The sequence below is a fragment of the Hungatella sp. L36 genome (genome assembly GCF_014288035.1).
In genome coordinates this window covers 513436-532764 of sequence record NZ_JACOPC010000003.1, presented here as the reverse complement: position 1 = coordinate 532764, position 19329 = coordinate 513436, and the positions used below count along the sequence as shown (strand labels likewise).

Annotated in this window: 14 protein-coding genes and 1 pseudogene; 5 read left to right on the top strand and 10 right to left on the bottom strand. The window is 51.2% G+C overall.

The features are described from left to right. Positions 1-140: 140 nt before the first annotated feature. The 5 genes from H8S80_RS11275 (at position 141) to H8S80_RS11255 (ending at position 5350) form a co-directional block, all read left to right on the top strand. Positions 141-626, top strand: a complete 486-nt coding sequence (locus tag H8S80_RS11275) for a PTS sugar transporter subunit IIA (RefSeq protein WP_117633735.1) — start codon at positions 141-143, stop codon at positions 624-626. Between the two features lie 36 nt (positions 627-662). After that, entirely contained in the window at positions 663-1499 is an 837-nt protein-coding gene (gene licT, locus H8S80_RS11270; protein ID WP_025530292.1) for a BglG family transcription antiterminator LicT, read from the top strand. 35 nt (positions 1500-1534) lie between these two features. After that, positions 1535-3121, top strand: coding sequence for a PTS transporter subunit EIIC (locus H8S80_RS11265; protein WP_243008060.1), 1587 nt, complete (start codon positions 1535-1537; stop codon positions 3119-3121). A 50-nt stretch (positions 3122-3171) separates the two neighbouring features. Then, positions 3172-4521 (top strand): family 4 glycosyl hydrolase, encoded by a 1350-nt coding sequence (locus tag H8S80_RS11260; RefSeq protein WP_029467638.1) that lies wholly within the window; start codon positions 3172-3174, stop codon positions 4519-4521. Positions 4522-4789: 268 nt separating this feature from the next. Next, on the top strand, positions 4790-5350 hold the full coding sequence (locus H8S80_RS11255; protein WP_002604492.1) for a manganese efflux pump MntP: 561 nt from the start codon (positions 4790-4792) through the stop codon (positions 5348-5350). Positions 5351-5483: 133 nt separating this feature from the next. Here H8S80_RS11255 and treC read toward each other — a convergent pair whose 3' ends face one another. The 10 genes and pseudogenes from treC to H8S80_RS11205 all read right to left on the bottom strand — a co-directional run bounded on the left by treC (position 5484) and on the right by H8S80_RS11205 (position 19232). Then, positions 5484-7148: an alpha,alpha-phosphotrehalase gene (treC, locus tag H8S80_RS11250; RefSeq protein WP_117633737.1), complete on the bottom strand. Its 1665-nt coding sequence runs from the start codon at positions 7146-7148 to the stop codon at positions 5484-5486. Between the two features lie 22 nt (positions 7149-7170). Beyond that, positions 7171-8574 (bottom strand): annotated as a pseudogene (gene treP, locus H8S80_RS11245) (PTS system trehalose-specific EIIBC component); the annotation flags it as partial. An 849-nt stretch (positions 8575-9423) separates the two neighbouring features. Next, the gene (gene treR, locus H8S80_RS11240) at positions 9424-10137 is read right to left on the bottom strand and encodes a trehalose operon repressor (protein ID WP_117633675.1); all 714 of its coding nucleotides are present in this window, start codon (positions 10135-10137) and stop codon (positions 9424-9426) included. Positions 10138-10291: 154 nt separating this feature from the next. Then, on the bottom strand, positions 10292-11482 hold the full coding sequence (locus tag H8S80_RS11235; protein WP_243008053.1) for a hypothetical protein: 1191 nt from the start codon (positions 11480-11482) through the stop codon (positions 10292-10294). Between the two features lie 282 nt (positions 11483-11764). Then, positions 11765-12220, bottom strand: a complete 456-nt coding sequence (locus H8S80_RS11230) for a NanQ anomerase/TabA/YiaL family protein (protein ID WP_117633677.1) — start codon at positions 12218-12220, stop codon at positions 11765-11767. After that, entirely contained in the window at positions 12214-13002 is a 789-nt protein-coding gene (locus tag H8S80_RS11225) for a hypothetical protein (RefSeq protein ID WP_117633678.1), read from the bottom strand. The genes H8S80_RS11230 and H8S80_RS11225 overlap by 7 nt, the downstream gene beginning before the upstream one ends. A gap of 176 nt (positions 13003-13178) precedes the next feature. After that, a complete protein-coding gene (locus tag H8S80_RS11220; protein WP_117633679.1) occupies positions 13179-15308 on the bottom strand; it encodes a hydantoinase/oxoprolinase family protein in 2130 nt (709 codons plus the stop codon). Positions 15309-15327: 19 nt separating this feature from the next. Continuing rightward, the gene (locus tag H8S80_RS11215; protein ID WP_117633680.1) at positions 15328-16674 is read right to left on the bottom strand and encodes a citrate transporter; all 1347 of its coding nucleotides are present in this window, start codon (positions 16672-16674) and stop codon (positions 15328-15330) included. A 44-nt stretch (positions 16675-16718) separates the two neighbouring features. After that, positions 16719-17726 carry a 3-dehydro-L-gulonate 2-dehydrogenase gene (yiaK, locus tag H8S80_RS11210; RefSeq protein ID WP_002604501.1) on the bottom strand — a complete coding sequence of 336 codons (1008 nt, stop codon included), beginning with the start codon at positions 17724-17726 and terminating at the stop codon, positions 16719-16721. Between the two features lie 513 nt (positions 17727-18239). Next, complete coding sequence (locus tag H8S80_RS11205; RefSeq protein WP_038258855.1) at positions 18240-19232, bottom strand: LacI family DNA-binding transcriptional regulator; 993 nt, start codon at positions 19230-19232, stop codon at positions 18240-18242. Positions 19233-19329: the final 97 nt, after the last annotated feature.

Below are 19329 nucleotides of genomic sequence, written 5' to 3'. Positions count from 1 at the left end.
TTTGTTTTGTTATAATCGCGCTATAAAGAAACAAGGAATGTTACTGTGAAAACAGGCTTAACCAAGATCTTTAGAAGCACACGTATGTGCTTTTAAGATTTTGGTTAAGCCTGTTTTTGTTTTCAGAAAAGGAGGAAAGCATGGGATTATTTAAAAGCTGGAAGAAACAGGAGGTACAGGAGAAGGCGGCGTTCAGCCCGGTAAGCGGTGAACTCGTACCATTGGAGACAGTCAGCGATGCGGTGTTTGCGGAAAAATCGCTGGGGGATGGAGTGGCGGTCATTCCGACAGACGGCAGTCTGTATGCACCGGCAGACGGAACAATCGTGGCACTCTTTCCAACCGGCCACGCGCTGGGGATTAAGACGAAGGACGGGGTCGAGCTGCTGATCCATATCGGAATCGACACGGTAGCCTTAAACGGAAAGGGATTTACAGTTCATGTGAAGCAGGATGATACGGTTAAGAAGGGGCAGCTGCTGGTAAACTTTGATATTGAAGTACTGAAAGGGGCAGGCTATGATACGGTAACAATGATGCTGGTATCAAACGGCGAACAGTTTGGAGAGGTTCATAAGGCGCCGCCGGGAACCGTGACGGCGGGAGAGAAAATTCTGTGGCTGTAACCGTGTCTTTTTGTTGGAGAGGGAGAGTGAGACGTCATGGAAATCAAGAGAATTTATAACAATAATGTTGTGGTGGCAGTGAACGGGGCCGACGGGCCTGAGATGATTGCCATAGGAAAAGGGCTGGCCTTTCAGAAGAAGCCCGGGGATTCCATTGAACAGGAAAAGGTGGAAAAGATCTTTACCCTGGAGGACTCCGGAGTGATGACAAGGCTGGAAAAGCTGGTCAAGGACATCCCTTCCGTCTATTTATCCATATCGGAGGAAGTGGTTGAGATGATCCGCCGCGACTCCGATTTGAAAATCAGCGAGGATCTGTATATTACGCTGACCGATCATATCAGCATGTCGCTGGAACGGGAAAAGAATCACGTGATCTGCGAAAATCCGCTGCTTCTGGAGATACGGCAGTTCTATAAAGAGGAGTTCATGCTGGCCAGGAAGGCCGGAGAGATCATCTGGAAGAAGATGGGGATTCGGATCTCGGAGGAGGAGATGGGCTTTATTGCCCTTCACATCGTCAACGCCTCCATGGATCAGAGGGCCAGCTGCACGATTCAGAGTATCCAAATGGTGCGCGATATCCTTCAAATCGTATCGGAATATTTCGATGTGAATCTGGACGAAACCTCCATTCCGTACGACCGTTTTGTCCGCCATCTGCAGTTTTTCGCCAGGCGGGTGCTGGGAGAAGGCAGCGTCCAGTCTGCGGATGAATTTCTCTTCACACTCGGCAGAAGCCAGTATCCGGTGGCGTATGGCTGTGCGGAGAAAATCGGTGACTACGTGAAAAAGACGTACCACAAGGATATGACAAATGCGGAAAAGGGATTCCTCGTTTATCACATTATCAACACACTATCAGTCCATTAGAAAGGGGTTGCGCGCTCTGCGCGCAGAAAATGAATATGAAAGAAAAAATGAAAAGTGCGCTGGAACGGTTTTCCAAGGCCATTGTCCAGCCACTCATGTATTTATCGGTTGCCGGTACGGTGCTGATTCTCGGAATTCTCCTGACAAACGGTTCAATCACAGCGAAGATTCCTTTTTTACAGGCAGCGCCGTTTCAGCTGGTGGGAAAGCTGATTTATAATTGTCTGATGTTTTTGATCAACAATTTGAGCGTAATATTCTGTGTCGGTATCGCGGGAGCACTGGCGAAAAAGAACAAGGGCCATGCGTCGCTGATCGCCCTGATGTCCTATTTTCTGTTCTTAAATGCCAATAACATCACGCTGTCTTTTATCGGCAGGCTGGCAGAGATGGGGCCGCTGGGATTATACGGTACGGGGCAGTCTACCGTTCTGGGCATCCAGGTGCTGGATATGGGTGTATTCAGCGGCATCACATTGGGCTGCCTGACAGGATATGTATTTAATAAGTACGGAGAGAAACAGTTTAAGGGGTATTTCTCCATGTTCTCTGGGGTAAGATTTCCATTTTTCCTTCTGATCCTTCTTTCCCTGTTTCTGGGCTTCGGCGCGTCCTACGTATGGCCGGTGGTTCAGCGGGGGATCTCGGCTCTGACCGATTTAATCAAGAGCAGCGGCAATGTGGGACTTTACATATACGGCCTGCTTAACAAGCTTCTGGTGCCTACGGGACTTCACCATCTTGTGTACGCACCGTTCCAGTTTACCGATGTGGGCGGAACCCTGGTGCTTGGAGACCAGATCATCTCCGGCGCTTATCCGATCCGTGTGGCGGAGATGAACATGCCGGGAGTACCATTTTCACCGTCCACCTATTATAACAGCTACACATTTAATAATCTATTCCCGTATATCGGAATCGGCCTGGCCTTTATCACGACCGCGAGAAAGGAAAACCGGGAGAATACAAAAGCAGTCATGTTCCCGCTTATGCTGGCGGCCATTTTATCGGCAATTACAGAACCGATGGATTTCCTGTTCGTCTTTGCAGCGCCCCTGCTCTTTGTCGTTCACTCCCTGATCAGCGGCGGCATGCTGGTGCTGTTAAAGGTCCTCAGCATTCCGGCCTCCACCAGCGGCGGCATCGTCAACATTATGATCTCCAATCTGGCCCTGGGTGTGGAGAAGACCAACTGGCCGCTGCTTCTTCTTCTGGGAGCGGTGACCGCAGTCGGATACTATTTCCTTTTCGTTTTTCTGATTAAGAAACTGAACCTTAAGACGCCGGGAAGAGAGCTTATAGCAGAGGACGCGGGCAGCGGCGATTCGGCGGCCAGCGGCGATTCGGCAGGCAGCGGCGATGCGGCGGCCAGCCAGTCAAAGGATGAACCCATTCGGACGTTAATAGAAGGACTTGGCGGCAAGGCGAATATCGAGTCGCTGGACAATTGTTTTACACGCCTGCGGGTGGTGGTAAAGGATGGCAGCTTAATCAGGGATGACCTGATCAATACCATGAAAAACAGCGGAATCAAGAAAAACGGCACTGATATACAAATCGTATTCGGTATGCAGGTACCGGCTGTAAAAAGCCAGGTGGAGGATATGCTGGAGCGCATGTAGAATACAGAACATTCATGGAGCGGCATGGCCGCAGAAAGAGAGGAAATAATATGATAATCACAATTGTAGGCGGAGGCAGCACCTTTACACCGGGAATCGTAAAATCCATTGCTTTAAGACAGAAGGAACTGGAGGTAGAGGAAGTACGGCTGTTTGATATTGATGAAGAGCGCCAGTATAAGGTGAGTCTGGTGGTAGACTGGATCTTAAAGGATATGAAATCTCCGATTCGCCTGACGGTAACGACGGACAAAAAGACGGCGTACGAGAATTCCAGCTTTATCTTTGCCCAGATGCGCGTAGGGAAATACGCCATGAGAGAAAAGGATGAGAAGATCCCGCTGCGTCACGGCTGTGTGGGACAGGAGACCTGTGGCTGCGGCGGACTGGCCTACGGCCTGCGCACGCTGTTTCCCATGATTCAGGTGATTGATGACGTGGAGAAGTATGCGGCCCCCGACCATTGGATCTTAAACTACTCCAATCCGGCGGCTGTGGTATCGGAAGCGTGCCGGGCACTGCGCCCCCATGCAAGGATCATCAACATCTGTGATATGCCGATTGCAATCCTGGAGATGGTGGGTAGATGTTTAGATATTCCGAATTTTACAGACTTTGATGTCAATTATTTCGGGCTGAATCATTTCGGCTGGTTTACGGATATCACGTATCAGGGCAGAGATTTAAAGGCGGAAATTACCGAATACGTTATGAAGAACAAGACGCTTCTGCCGCCGGATGTGCTGGAGAAGCTTAAGGAACACGACCGCGTGGGAGAACGCCATTTAAACGCCTCCTGGATCCATACCTGGAATAATGTGTATAAGGTCCTGCAGTCGAATCCGGAGTATCTGCCCAATACGTATCTGCAGTACTATCTGCTGTCCAAGGATGTGGTGGAAGAATCCAATCCGGAGTATACGAGAGCCAATGAGGTAATGGACTCCAGAGAAAAGGATCTGTTTGAGGGAATTGACCACTATATCAAGACCGGAGAGGTGACTGCAAAGGCATTCTACCACGGCGCCCACGGCAACTACATCGCGGATCTCGCCATGGCTCTTAAAAATGACACAAAGAAGAAATTCATCGTGATTGTACAGAATAACGGGGCCATCGAGAATATCGCACCAGATGCCATGGTCGAGGTTCCTGCCTATATCGGTAAAAATGGTCCGGAGGTAATCTGTCAGGGGCCCATCGGCGACTACTATAAGGGACTGATGGAGCAGCAACTGGCATCGGAAAAGCTTCTGGTCGCCGGAGGCATCGAGGGCTCCTATGAAAAGGTATGGAAAGCCTTTTCCATGAATAAAACGGTGCCGTCGGCTACGGTGGCAAAAGCCATTCTGGATGAGATGATTGAGGCTAATAAGGAATTCTGGCCGGAGCTTCGGTAAGCTTTGATGTTTTGCGCTTGACATACCCAGTAAAATCCATTAGAATAAACGGAAGATGAGGGAGTAGTCAGCACGCCTCCCACGGGTCAGGGATGCGGCGTGCAGCAGGGTCAACATACTGATAGCGTCTGTCTATCTGGTCCTGCTTAACTTGCTTTTATGCAAAAAAGATGAGACTTATCTGCGGGTTTTTCGCTGCCTGCAGATAAGTCTTTTTTTGTTCCCCGCATCATATACTTATTATGCTTATACGCAGGAGGAATATCACATGTCATTAATTGAGCTGTTCATTATCGCGGTGGGCCTTTCTATGGACGCCTTCGCCGTTTCTATCTGTAAGGGACTCTCCATGCAGAGGATGAGCTGGAAAAACGCAGTCATCGTCGGACTTTATTTCGGCGGTTTCCAGGCGGGCATGCCGCTTTTCGGTTACATATTGGGATCTCAGTTTAAAGAGGCCATCACTTCCATCGACCACTGGATCGCATTTATCCTTCTGGGCATCATCGGATTCAACATGATCCGGGAGTCCCTGAATAAGGAGGAGGAATGCGTGGACTGCTCCGTGGCGCCAGGCAATATGATTCTGCTTGCCATCGCCACCAGCATCGATGCGCTGGCCGTCGGCGTCACCTTCGCCTTCCTGCAGGTACGCATCGTTCCGGCCGTCTCCTTCATCGGCTCCACCACCTTTGTCCTCTCCATCATCGGCGTCAAGGTCGGCAATGTCTTCGGCACCAGGTATAAGTCCAAAGCCGAGTTTGCAGGCGGGCTGATCCTGGTGATTATGGGGGTAAAAATACTGCTCGATCATACCTTGGGTATTTAGGCAAAATAAAAAACAGCAGGGCAGCACCGAAGAAACTGATAATTCCGGTTTGTAAAAAGGGATTATCAGTTTCTTCGGTGCTGCCCTGCTGTTTTTTATATGATCCATTTATCTTCCTAAAAAGCGTTCCGTATCACTCTCTGATCAGCATAATGGCTCCATATGGAGAAAGCCGGATCTTCTTGCTCTCCCTCTCTGCCCCATCGTTGGCAATCAGCGTTCTGAATTTCGTCAGGTCCTCATCCGGAAGCTTTAAATCTGCCGCCGCTATGGACTGGCTTCTGTCGGTAAAATTAGTCAGGACCAGCAGCGTATCACCGCCGTACGTCCTTTTGTAGGCAAATACTGCCTCATGATCCTCCAGTACCGGTTCGTACCCGCCTTCGCTGATGACGTCGTACTCTTTCCTCAAGCCGACCAGCTTCTGATAGTAGTAAAAAATGGAATCGCTGTCTTCCAGGCATTCTCCCGCATTGATTTCTTTATAGTTCCGGTTGACTTCGATCCAGGGCACGCCGTTTGTAAAGCCGGCATACTCCTGATCGCTCCACTGCATGGGAGTCCGGCTGTTGTCGCGGGACCGCTGGCGCAGCACCTCGTAAATCCGGGCTTCCTCCATTCCGCTTTCCTTCAGAATATCGAAATAATGCAGGCTTTCCACATCACGGTACTGATCGGTGGAGGTAAAACCGGCGTTAGTCATGCCCAGTTCCTCCCCCTGGTAGATATAGGGCGTTCCCCTCATGCCGTGGATGGCCGTCGCCAGCATCTTGGCCGACTGCTTCCGGTATCTCGCTTCGTCCCCGAACCGTGATACCGCCCTCGGCTGGTCGTGGTTGCACCAGAACACGGCGTTCCATCCGCTGCCCTCGGCCATACCGGTCTGCCAGGTGTGAAAAATCTTTTTCAGGCCCATGAAATCATAGGGCATCAGAGACCATTTGTCCCCATTTTTATAGTCTACCTTCAGATGGTGGAAATTAAAGCACATCTTCAGCTGCTGTTCCTGCGGGTTGGTATACTGGATACAGTGATAGATTGTGGTGGAGGACATCTCACCCACAGTGATGATATCGTCCTCGTACAGGCCGGTCTCCTTCACCATCTCTTTTAAATACTCATGCACCCGGGGGCCGTCAGTATAGAATCTGCGGCCGTCTCCCTCGTCGTCATCCTCAAAGTACGCGGGCTTGGAGATCAGATTGATGACATCGAAACGAAAACCACGGATTCCCTTCTTCTTCCAGAAGAGAAGAACCCTGCGGATCTCTTCCCGCACCTTCGGATTCTCCCAGTTTAAGTCCGCCTGCGTCCGGTCAAACAGATGAAGGTAATACTGCCCCAGCTCCTCCACGTACTCCCAGGCACTGCCGCCGAACTTGGACTGCCAGTTGGTGGGGAGAAACCCCTTTTTTCCTTTCCGGAAAATATAGTAGTCCTGGTACTCCTTCTCTCCCTTAAGCGCCCGGGCAAACCACTCGTGCTGGGTCGAGGTATGGTTGAACACCATGTCAAACATCAGTCCCATGCCCCGGTCAGCCGCCTCTTTAATGAGGCGGTCCAGGTCTTCCATGGTGCCGAACAGCGGGTCAATGTGGTAATAGTCCGCAATATCGTATCCATTGTCATTCTGCGGCGAGACGAAGAAGGGCGTAAGCCACAGATAATCGACTCCCAGTTTCTTTAAGTAGTCCAGCTTCTCCGTGACTCCGTTTAAGTCACCGACGCCATTACCAGTCGTGTCCCGGAAGGACTTTGGATAGATCTGATATACACACGATTTCCTGAAGTCTTTCATATTCTCCTCCACTTATTTACCGAACGTCTTTTTTCTTACCGACTACTACCGTCAGAACAAATGGTACCACCATGGTAATCAGCATGCAGACAGCAAATCTTCCCATATACTGCGGCTGAATGGACAGGATTCCGGGAATTCCGCCTACGCCGATGGAATTCGCCATAACGTTACTTCCCACGGATACGGTGGCCGCAATCGCGGAACCGATCATGGCGGAGATAAATGGAAATCCCCTCTTTAAGTTGACACCGAAGATCGCCGGCTCCGTGACACCCAGATAACAGGAAATACATGCCGGAATGGATATCTGCTTCGCCTCTTCGTTATGCTTCTGTAAATAGATCATGCCGAGTACTGCAGATCCCTGTGCAATGTTGGATAAAGCGATCATCGGCCACAGCATGGTGCCTCCAAACTCCGCCATCAGCTGCAAATCGATGGCATTGGTCATATGGTGAAGACCGGTGATTACGAGCGGTGCGTAGATAAAACCGAATACGGTAGCGAATAACCAGCGGAAGCTTGAGGTAAGCCCTGCGTAAACCACCTTTGAGACCCAGGAACCCACGGCCTAGCCCACAGGGCCCAGAACCGCGTGAGCCGCGATCACGGCCAGCACCAGTGATAAGAACGGCACCACGATCATGGAAATCGCCTGGGGCGTAATCTTCTTAAAGAACTTCTCTAAATAAACCAGCACGAATCCAGCCAGAATTGCCGGAATCACCTGTGCCTGATAGCCGACCATCTGCATGGTGAAAAATCCAAAATTCCATACCGGAACTTCCACGCCGGGAGCCATGGCATAGGCGTTTAACAGCTGCGGGGACACCAATGTCAGACCGAGTACAATACCCAGAATCTGAGTCGTGCCCATCTTCTTCGTCACCGACCACGTGATGCCTACCGGCAGGAAATGGAATATCGCCTCACCGATCAGCCACAGGAAGCTGTGTACTCCCGCCCAGAACTGAGACACCTCGATCAGAGTCTCTGTCCCGCCGTTCATAAACTGAATCTCACCGATGATGTTCCGGAATCCCAGAATCAGACCACCGACGATGATAGCCGGAATCAGAGGTGCGAATATCTCTGCGATATTGGCTACCGCCTTCTGAACCGGATTCATGTTCCCTTTCGCTTCCTGCTTCACTTCCTCCTTGGAAACTCCTTCAATCCCGGATACGGAGGTAAACTCATTGTAAAACACCGAAACATCATTACCAATAATCACCTGGAACTGTCCCGCCTGTGTAAACGTCCCCTTTACACTCTTCAGCGCTTCGATCTTCGCCACATCGGCTTTCTCAGGATCGGCCAGAACAAAACGCATCCTGGTCATACAGTGTGTGACTGCCGAGATATTCTGTTTTCCGCCGACATATTCCAGAAGCTTCTTTGCGTCATCCGAATACTTCCCCATAACCATTCTCCTTTTCATACACGTTTTTTATTTTTCTCTTCTTGTATGTTTATCTTGTGAATTCAATATAACATATACGTATATGCTTGTCAACATGTTTGGAAAAATAAATAAAAAAATCCACCGGCAGATAGTGGTTTGGCGAATGCTGCGCCAAAGAGCTTGAGGAGAGCAGGAAGGGGACGGAGGCTGACGAACAAACGGTTTCTTGTTTCCTCGGTGGCAGGAAGTAAAGCGGGAAGGCAGGAAAAAGGGGCAGATCGTGCAAACTACGGAGAACTCCTGAAGGACTTCTCCTCCGTGTCCACTTGAAATCTGGCTTTGAGGCCAGATTTCACCACCCCTTTTTCCTGCCTTCCCGCTTAACTTCCTGCGAACCTCGGAAAAGGAAACCGTTTGTTCGTCAGCCTCCGTCCCCTTCCTGCTCTCCTCAAACTCTTTGGCTGTATATTGGCTCTGTAAGAAGAAAGACCATAACATAACGTATGGCCAATTATATCTTTCCCCCCTTGTGGGGCCAGTACTCAGCGGACTTTTTCACAGTCTGGCCGGAAAAGGGAGAGTGGGCGGCAGGGAGGGAAAGGTGAATGATGCAGAGGTCGGTGGGACTTAGGGCGAACAGCCGTCGGAGCAGGGGCAAAATCGCGTTTTCAGGACGCGATTTTGCGGGCACTGAGAGCGAACGCATCAGGCGTTCGGTCGAATTGACCGGAACCCCTGCGGAGGGGGCTGTTCGCCCTTAGTCCCACCCCCTCGGAATCCCTGAACCTTTCTCTTCCTGCCGCCCGCTCTCCCTTTTCCTCGATCCCCTATGCAGAAGTCCGCGTATCTTCCACCACATAACATTATTTACAGCTTTCGCCTCGCAAAGTCCACAAACTTAAACTTATCCGGGCGGTGGCGGGACTCCGTAAACTGGAACAGCGTGGAATCTTCCAGATACGTATAGCTCTTCACCACAACGATCATATCGTAGTTCTTCATATCCAGAAGGTGGCGGTCCTCATCTCCCGCCATCTGTACCGTAATCTCCTTCATGGCGAAACCGATCTTTAAGCCCACCTCCTGCTCCAGATACTCATAGACGGAATCCTGGGCCGCCCGAAGCGGAAGATTATCCACCACCTTCCTGGAGAAATAATCCTTATCGATAATGATCTTTTCCCCCTCTATCTCCCTGACCCGCTCCAGAACAAACGCCTCGTCCTCGGGGCCGATCTGCAGGGCCTCCATCAGCTTCGGGTCATTCTTGACGATCTCTAAATTTTCCACGTACGTTTTTGGCCTCGAATCGGAGAAACGGTATATCTCCTTAAAGCTGGCGATCTCCGACACTGGGAAGTTAAATTTATTCTTGTCCAGAACGACCGCAGGCTTTCCCTTCGCCTTTCTGATAAATCCGTCCTGTACCAGCAGATCCAGCGCCTTCCTGACCGTATCGCGGGACGCGCCGTACAATTCCATCAAATCGCCTTCGGAAGGAAGCTTGTCCCCTGCCTTGTATTCCCGCTTTTCAATCTGAGCCTGCAGCTGGTTGTAAAGATGTTTGTATTTACTCTCCATAATTAACCTCACTTTATTCGAATCAAGAATCCACAGCGAACCAAAACCATATAACTCCTGTATGTATTTTAACATATACGTACAGCTTAGTCAACGCAAAATAAAGATACAAAACAGTACTCTCCCGCGTGATGACAGAAAAAAAGGTTCGTTGTTAAAACGAACCTCCATCCGAAATGACCACGTCAGAAGCGTCGATGGCTCCCTCTCCGCCTCCGTCACCACCCATGGAACCCATACCGTCTCCGATCCCACCGGCTCCCGGAATCTCCTGCGCCGCCCGCTCCTCTTCCCAGCTCCGGTGCTTACCCGTCCCCAGAATATAGCAGGTGTCTGCAAGGCCTTCCCGTACAAGACTGTAATCGGCCCCATACCGGGCGGCCCTTCTCTTCTTCATCTCCAGCCTGATCTGCAGAACCTTCTTTTCCTTTCGTGCCTTCTCCGCATGCTTCTTTTGAAGCTTCAGGCTGCTTTCCCGGTCCAGCCGCCGGATCTTTCTGCTTCCTCTTGCCAGAAGCTTCTGGAGAGAGCGGATCGCCCTGTCGGCCTTCGTCCTCTCCTCCTCGTCTCCGAAGCAGGCTGCCAGCCTTAGATTTCCGATGCTCCGGTGAACGTCTCCCAGCACCTTCTGTACCTGGCCCTTTGTCCCCGCTCTGGCAAGGCTCCCATAATGACCGCTGGTCGCATAGGAACTTACTGAGGCCTTTTTTACATTTATTTCTGATTCCAGCTTCTGCTTTTCCCGACTGCCCGGAAAGCCGGTAAGGCCTGATGTGCCATCTTTCTGACCGGACTTCTGCTTTCCTGCTGCCGGCGCTGCCCACGTCTTTTTACCGGCTGCGTCTAAACACGCGCCCTCGCTCGCGTTGGCGCTTCCGCCCATCGCCAGTCCGCGCACCGTCTCCTTAAGAACAGCCTTACATCGTTCATATTCTCCGGCATCCCGCCCCATCCGCTTCAGGAAATCCGTGGTGACGACCAGAAAACGCCCTTTTCCCAGCGAAGCCGCCAACTGTTTTAAGTCGCGGACCTCCTCCCGGTCCCGGATCAGAATCGTCACACCCGGATAATCTTTTTCCAGAACACGCAGATAGTCAAGCACCGCTTCTTCCGAAACCGGCCCTCTGTCCTCGGCCCCAAACGCCACCGTGTCAGAAGTTCCGGCCCGGACTGCCTCTTTCGCCGCGTTTCCGCCGTACGTGATGCTCTTACCGCCTCTTACCTCAGCCGCGCCCTGACTTCCCATAGGATACGGCAGTCCATTTTCCGTTTCCGGAATCCCCGTTTTACCGGTTCCCGGCCGCCAGGTGATCCGGCTGGCCGCCCCCATTTTCACACCCTCCACCTCCAGCTCCCTTCCGGCGGCTGAAACCGCCCAAATGCTGTGTCTGTCTGAGAAAATAGTATCACATCAGGGTGGTAAAATCAATGTTGATAAATCTGCATCGTTTATAGAGCAAAGAGTCCGGCTTGCCAGACTCGCACGCCCGAGTGCGGTCGCTTCAGCGGCCATATTTCTTTAGCGCGCAGTACGCAGGCCCCGGAAAAGCAACATACAGAAGACTGCCTGCACCGGTATTTCACCGACGGCAGGCAGTCTTCTGTATGTTGTTTCTCACATCTTCATCTACACTCTGACCTTAATCACAATCTTCTTCACATAGCATGCCTCTTTTGCCTGGCATCTCGGCTTATGTGCGTCCTCCGGAGCCACAACGATGCAGTCTCCCGCCTTTAACAGGACCGTGCCCGCTTCCTCGGGTTCGCAGAAAAACACGATGTCATTCGTCTCATCATAAGGAGCCTCTTCCGTCAGATTCTCACGTTTCGCATAGCCGAACTGTTCCTCGCCTTCCACCACATACTGGATATCGAAATATCGGTTGTGCGCTTCGAACTTACACGTATCCGCCTTCAGAGAAGTGTATTCCTGAACGCTGGCGTAAATGTCATCGCCGTCAATATCCACTCTTCCAACGGCCAGCGCCTTCAGATCTGTAGTCCGTAAAAATTCATAGCCCCTGCGGAATTTCTCAGTCAGATAGTCGTATTTCTCCACTACCTTCAAATTACTTGTCAGCATGTCTCTTCCTCAACTTTCCCGCCGTTCTCTCCGGCGATTTCCATGATTTCCTCAAAAAGAGCCGTAGCCGCTGCCCCATGATATCCATACATCAGAAGAACATCGAGCACGTAGGGAGAAAACGGAAGCTTAAGCAGTTCCTCTGCAAACGCCATACCGGCCATCTCGCCGAGACAGACGAGACGGGACTTATTGGAAAATGGTTTCCGCCACAGCTCCACTCTCTCCGTCTTCGTATAGATGGTATTCTCCTTCTTGAACTCCACCGCATGGAATATCTCATGGGCCAGAAGTATATCGAAAATCTTCACATTTCCCAGGAGATCCGCGAGGCCTTCCGAGGCCGCCAGTGCTTCCGCCTTTTCGACCGCGTCCATAAAAATGGTCACCTCGTCCGGTTCCACATACTGTGCAAAGGTAACCTGGCCGCCGCCCACAGGTGTATCGGGAGCCGTCACATGCAGCTTCATGGAGGCCGCTGCGGATTTTGCCAGACTGTCCGGCACTTCCAATACGGCTTCTGCCGCTGCCAGCGCCGCTTCTTCTCTCCCGCAGGCTTCCGCCTTTCTCTGGTACTGGAGCTTCTGCTCCCGGTCAAATTTGCCCTCCAGCGGCTCTCTCGACCAGGCGTAAAGCCCCCAGGCTTCCCGGTCCAGTGAGAGAAGGCGTTCCATCATCGGACGGAGCGGAAGCACCTTCCCCGTATCTCCCAGACCCAGATCAGGCATTTCAGCCTTTCCGAACAGACTGTCCGCCAAACGTTTTGCACCATTTAAAGCCACAGCGCACTCCCCTTTCTTCTATATAAATAATATCAGAGACCAGTACTGCATTGCATAAGTTCCAGTGAATGCAGTACTGACTCACCGGACTCTGCGCCGGAGTGTACTCCTGGCGGGAGGCATTTCCTGTAACAGGAGCACTTACCTGTACCGGAAACAGCTCTTTCTCTTCTATTCTACAACTGATTCTTCGCGCCGACAATAATAATATCATCGGAAGAGTCGATCATCTGCATTTCCACATCCATCAACATCAGAATCTGTTCCAGTTCTCCGGATCCGTTAAAGTCCATGACCCGCGCGCCGACACAGAGATAGTAATCCGGCCGCAGAATGGCATCCGCCTTGAATATGGCCAGCTCTTCCCACATCTTCGATACAATGCTCCGATATGAGGACGCCTTTGCCAGAACGACTTCCCCGTCTGTTCTCTGGACCTTGATAAATCCTTTCTTATCCAGAATGCGGAGCGGATTTCTGCCCTTTCCTTCCATATTATAAACGTAGAAGCTGGCCGTCTGGCCGACGAGCCGGACATCGGCAGAATTGGCCCGCAAGTCTTCCGCCGCCAGAGTCCGCGCCTCTTCCTCCGTGCACTCTTTTAATAAGTCGGTAGTCTTCACCTCCGTGGAGCCCAGCGCAATGGCGGTAAGCTTGGAAGTCTGAGGGTCGATTTCGATGTGGACCTCCACGGAATCCGGCGCCGCACCGCTCTCCACCGCCTTGTCTACAGCTTCGCGCTTGATGCTTCTGATGTCCTCCGGTGTCGGACTGGGAACCACGCGTTCTACCACATCCCGAACCATGGCCAGCGCTACGCCGATCGAGGAAATGACTTCCGCATTTTCCGGAACGCTGTACTTGATATTCATTTTATCCGCACAGAATCCGATCAGTGACGTCGCGCCGCCGCCTACTCCTACCAGAGAAATCTGGTCGTGCTCCAAATGGTATTTCGCCGCCAGATCCAGGATGATCGGTTCAATCTTCTCGTACGCCCTGGTAAGAATCTGTCTCGCCACATCTTCCACCGTAACACCTAAGTAATCCGCGATCGGCTGCATCGCCTTTCTGGCTGCGTTTACATTTCCATGGGAGAAATCCTTCTCCGTCACCAGCCCCAGTACGTTAGCCGCGCAGCTGTTGGTGATCGTCACCCGTTTGCCGCTCTTTAAGCGGATCGCCACATAGTCATCCGGGTCCCCCTCCTTGGGAGAGAAAAATTCCAGCTTCGGCTCCACGATCTCATCCTCGTCGGTAAATACCGCGTAATCCAGCCCCGCAATATGAGCGGAACGCGGTCCCACATCGTGAACCCCGGTCTTGTTCACACGGATCATGCTGCCCCCGGCCACACCGAGCACGCGCACATCCAGAGAACTGATATAGGTTCTGTGTCCGCCGACGATGGAGTAATCGATGGCGGGACGCCCGTTCTTAATGACACCGATATTGGTCGTCGTACCGCCCACTTCAAAATACACTCCGTTGGAGGCGCGCAAGTACATAAGCGATCCCATGACGCTGGCGGCAGGTCCCGACAGCATGGTCAGAACCGGGCGCTTCTTCATCTCATTGATTTCCATAACGCCGCCGTCTCCGCGCATGATCATCAGCGGAACCTCCACGCCGGCCTCACGGACGCTGCTCTCGGTGCTGTTGGCAGTGTTTAGCATTTTCGGCAGAATACTGGCGTTGATTGCGGCCGTTCTCGTTCTCCTCGTCAGTCCGTAAAGCTTCGTGATGTCGGAGGCCAGTGTCGTCTCAAATCCCATCTCGTCATGGGCAATCTCATAGACGAACTGCTCTCCCGCGATGTCATCCACGCCGTAGGCATCCGACGCAACCATAACCTGGGCGCCTTCCGCTTTTAATTCCTCCACAGCCTTTCTCACGGTATCCTCATCCACTTCGTCATCCTTTAAATACCGGTTTTTGATAACAATCTTTCTGCCGGATCCTAAATCGATATCCTTCAGCTTCGTCTGAGCACGGGAGAGAACGCCCTCCATGCCCTTCGGCCCCATGCCGACCACTCCGACAGTCGCCACATCGCCCTCAATCAGAGCGTTGGTAGCCTGGGTGGTGCTGTGTGCCACGAAAATCACGTCCTCCGGAGCGATATCATTTTCCCTTAAGCAGTTCTGAAACGCGGCTACAACACCGGCCGCCACACCACTCACATCGTCATGCGTCGTCTTAACGGAAGATTTTCCGATAATCTCATGTGTCGCATTGTCAATGGCTACCGCCTTTGTATGGGTTCCGCCTACGTCAATGCCCATTCTCACTAATCTTTTTCCCATGATAGTTTACTCCTTTTCGTCAACCAAACATCACAAATGTGACAATCTGTAAGATCACGCAGATGATCCAGCCGCATACGACGCTCATCTTTAAGAAATCCCTGGTAGAAACCTTGGCATAGCTGATTCCCCATACGATCCAGGACTGCGTGATACAGCAGGAAACGTTCATGACCGTCGTAGATGCAATCATGAGAGGTGCCAGAAATGCGGTGGAAAATCCGATTCCCTTTAAAATTCCCAGTGTGGCCGCGCCGCATCCGTATAAGGTAAACGGTCCGCGAAACAGCCCGAGCGGTGCCAGAGCACAGAAAATAATGGTGATAAACAGGGTGCTGTGAGGAATTACATTGCCCAGCAGCGCGTTAAAATACGGGATACACAGTTCGGCCGCCTTGTTAAACATGGGTACCATGAGCAGGAAGCCCACCAGCGGAGCGGTATCGACAACTCCGTCGAAAAAGTCTTTATTAAAGGTACGGCAGGCCGTACGGAAATTCTTAAGCTTCCCGCAGACAAAGAGCGCATAGAAACCGCCGATCAGGAAGCCCATAATGATCGGAACCTTGAACACGATCAGCAGGAACACCGGAATAAACGGGGTAAGAAGGGATTTGCCCGGGGCGAAATCCATTTTCTGTCTGATTGGCCGTCTGGCCGCCCAGGAGTGAACCGTCTTTTTCTTTCTCATGCAGAACAGCACAAGGCAGATGGTGAAAATCAGCTGAACCGCCAGGGCAATTCCGCCCCAACGAACATACTCTTCGTAAGGATAGGTGGTTCTCCCCTCCGCGTCGAGGAAAAATGCGGTATACTGTCCAAACAGGACCGGATTTAAAAACATGCCGGCTCCGATGCTCAGCATAAAGGATACCACCGACAGCACCTTCGGAATCCCAAGAGACATCAGAATCGGAAGGATAATCACACCGATCGCCACGACCGCTCCGGCTCCGAACAGAGAGGAGAAAATGGCCGTGGTCACGATACATAAGAGAATGCAGGTAACAGCCGGCTTATCGCCGCCCAGCTCCGTAGTCTTTCGAATCAACGTGGAGGCAATTCCCGTCTCTAGGAGCACGCGTCCAAACCAGGCGCCGAAAACGACGTTGACCAGAACGGTCCCCCAGCCTTCCGGGCCGCTCTGAAATACTTTTGAGAATGCCTGGATCCATGTGATACCGACGTTCTCCGCATTTGCCGTGACAAATGCCGGATTCGTCGGAAATGTATTGCCGATCATGGGGAGTACGGTCCAGAGAATTGCCATGACCAGCATACCCATCATTAAGTTTCCGCCTTTCGCGGCATAGAATGCCAGGCCGAAAAATGATACCAGAATCAGAATTCCTATGATATATTCCATTGATTTTTCTCTCCCTCTCTACCATTCTTTCCGGGTAACCCCTTCTAGCGTTCCAAAGAATTCAACGTCTCCCACACCTCTTCGATAACCGGAATTCCGTTCTTCGTGTTGTCATCTCTCGTCTTCAGTTCCAGCTCGCCAGGGTAGAACACCTCCCCGCCCTCTGCCGCAGGCTCCGAGGCCTTGATATCCGCCAGAATCTCATCCACAATGCGGTCTGTTTCCTCAGTCGTGTTAAACTTAGACGGATCCATGGCGATCATCACCTGGGATAAGCCTACCTCGTCGCCGAAGGTCCCGATCTTCTTAACGGAATTCTCGCTGGTTAAAACCGTTGCGATCAGATCCAGGGCAATCGAGATTCCGCTTCCCTTCCAGTAGCCCATCGGAAGCACTCTCCATGTCTTTTCAATCTCCGCGGGATCCGTGGTGATATTTCCATTGGTGTCGTAGCCGCCCGGTACCGGAAGCTGCTGGCCCTTCAGCCTCGCCTCCTCGATCTTGCCGTAAGAGAACTGGGATACGGCACAATCGATGACCGCGTGCTTACCGCTGCTTCTCGGAATCGCCATAATGAGCGGATTGTTGCCGATCTTTCTGTCTTTACCGCCCCAGGCCGGCATATTCGGCATGGTATTGGACCAGCAGATTCCGATGCATCCCTGGTCAGCAGCCTGCCATCCGTAGCTGCCGCCGCGCATCCAGTGGTTGTTATTGCCCAGCGCCACGACGCCCACACCGTTTAATTTCGCCAGTTCACAGGCACGATCCATGGCAAGCTTTGCATTTAACGGACCGAATCCGCGGTGTCCGTTCCACCGCTCAATGGCTCCCATAGCCGATTCGCATGTCGCAATAGCCGACGGATCAATCTCTCCTTTGTCCAGATAGCTGACCACTCTCGGAAAACGGTTTACACCGTGGGAATACACACCGTCGAGACTGTTTTTTGCAAACACCGTCGCCGCGTCCAGTGCATGAGTCTCGGAAAACCCTCTGCTCATCAAAATTCCCTGGAACTTCTTTAATAAATCCTCATACTGCACTCTCATGATTTTTCTCTCCTTTAATCTGGCCTCCGCCGGTGGGGGACTGACGGAAGAACTTGTTTTCTTCTCAATTACCTGTCCTGTCTTCGTTACTGCTCTTTACTTTTTAGATTTCATTCTCTGTTTTTGAGAAAGCGCTTTCTTGTAGTTTCATTATAGCATTCGAGACTGTTTTGTCAATATGCCTTGTAATAAACTCTTTATTTTAGTTAATAATGCATATTTATCTGTATGTTTTTTTGTTGAAAAGTTACATCGTTTTGCATTTATGTAAAAGCGTTTTCACGTTTAAACATAAAAAAAGAAGAGTTCATTTGATTTTAGTGTCCAAATAAACTCTTTTATATTGAGAAAGCGTTTTTACATAATCATAATTTTATGATCCTTTTTTTGATTCTGTTTTCCCGATCCTGTTTTCTCGATCCTGTTTTCTCGATTCTATTTTCCCAATCCTGTTTTCCCAATCCTGTTTTCCCGATCCTGTTTTCCCAATCCTGTTTTCCCAATTCTGTTTTCTCACTGTGTAGTCCCGCGTATCAATAATTCTGGCTGTATAGCCACATTGGATAAGGCTTTCCGGCCTTCCAGAACATCCTTTAAAAGCTGGGCGCACATATCTCCCAGAAGTTCAGGCTTATTATCCAGCGTCGTCAGTTCCGGCTCACAGATCAGAGAATCAGGAGAATTGTTGCAGCCGGTCACCGCGATATCCTCGGGCACCCGGAAGCCTTTCTTTTTCAGCCCCTTCATCACCCCGATAGCGGTAATATCTTCACCGCACACAATCCCTGTAAACGGGATGCCGAGCTGGCAGATCTCCTCTGCCGCCTCTAGACCGCCTTCCAGGCCGTACCGGCAGTGCACCACATTCTTTTCGGCTCCGGCGATATCGTGCAGCTTCATGGCTTCCAGAAATCCCTGACATTTCGCCCGGCTGCTCTCCGTCTCCAGGTCATAGAGATAGAGCAGATCCCTGTGTCCTTTCTCATAGAGATAATCGACGACGGAGCGGATCCCTTTCATATCGTCCACCATAACGGAATAGAAATCCGGCTGCTTCACCTGTCCATTGGCGACCACCACAGGAATCCCCTTAATCCTGGCCGTCATCTCCGGATAATGGATCAGCTCATTAAAGACCGATCCGATCAGCACAATTCCATCCACCTGTTTTTCGGAAAGGATCTCGAAATACCGGCCGCATTCGCTGATCGAACCGCCCGTATTACAGACGGTCACATTATACCCCTCATTGCTGAAAATCTGTTCAATCACGTAAACCATTCTGGCGTAGTGGGTCACCCTGACATCCACAGTCAGAATCGCAATACTCTTCATCGTCTTCGACACCATCCCACGCGCAATGGCGCTGGGTTTATAGTCGTACTTCTTAAGCACCTCCTCCACCCGCTGTCTGATTTCCGGATTTACATTCCCTTTATTATTCAGTACCCGTGATACGGTGGAGATCGATGTCTTCGCCTCCGCCGCAATATCGTAGATATTCATAGTCTGCATCCCCTCTCTGAAAGCCCTTTCTCCATTTATTGTAAATGATTTTTCCTGATTTGTCACGATGATTTGCGAATTTATCAAAAGAACATAA

Coding starts and splice junctions, on each gene's coding strand:
- H8S80_RS11275 (WP_117633735.1), top strand. CDS start 141: ATGGGATTATTTAAAAGCTGGAAGAAACAGGAGGTACAGGAGAAGGCG.
- licT (WP_025530292.1), top strand. CDS start 663: ATGGAAATCAAGAGAATTTATAACAATAATGTTGTGGTGGCAGTGAAC.
- H8S80_RS11265 (WP_243008060.1), top strand. CDS start 1,535: ATGAAAGAAAAAATGAAAAGTGCGCTGGAACGGTTTTCCAAGGCCATT.
- H8S80_RS11260 (WP_029467638.1), top strand. CDS start 3,172: ATGATAATCACAATTGTAGGCGGAGGCAGCACCTTTACACCGGGAATC.
- H8S80_RS11255 (WP_002604492.1), top strand. CDS start 4,790: ATGTCATTAATTGAGCTGTTCATTATCGCGGTGGGCCTTTCTATGGAC.
- treC (WP_117633737.1), bottom strand. CDS start 7,148: ATGAAAGACTTCAGGAAATCGTGTGTATATCAGATCTATCCAAAGTCC.
- treR (WP_117633675.1), bottom strand. CDS start 10,137: ATGGAGAGTAAATACAAACATCTTTACAACCAGCTGCAGGCTCAGATT.
- H8S80_RS11230 (WP_117633677.1), bottom strand. CDS start 12,220: ATGCTGACAAGTAATTTGAAGGTAGTGGAGAAATACGACTATCTGACT.
- H8S80_RS11220 (WP_117633679.1), bottom strand. CDS start 15,308: ATGGGAAAAAGATTAGTGAGAATGGGCATTGACGTAGGCGGAACCCAT.
- H8S80_RS11215 (WP_117633680.1), bottom strand. CDS start 16,674: ATGGAATATATCATAGGAATTCTGATTCTGGTATCATTTTTCGGCCTG.
- yiaK (WP_002604501.1), bottom strand. CDS start 17,726: ATGAGAGTGCAGTATGAGGATTTATTAAAGAAGTTCCAGGGAATTTTG.
- H8S80_RS11205 (WP_038258855.1), bottom strand. CDS start 19,232: ATGAATATCTACGATATTGCGGCGGAGGCGAAGACATCGATCTCCACC.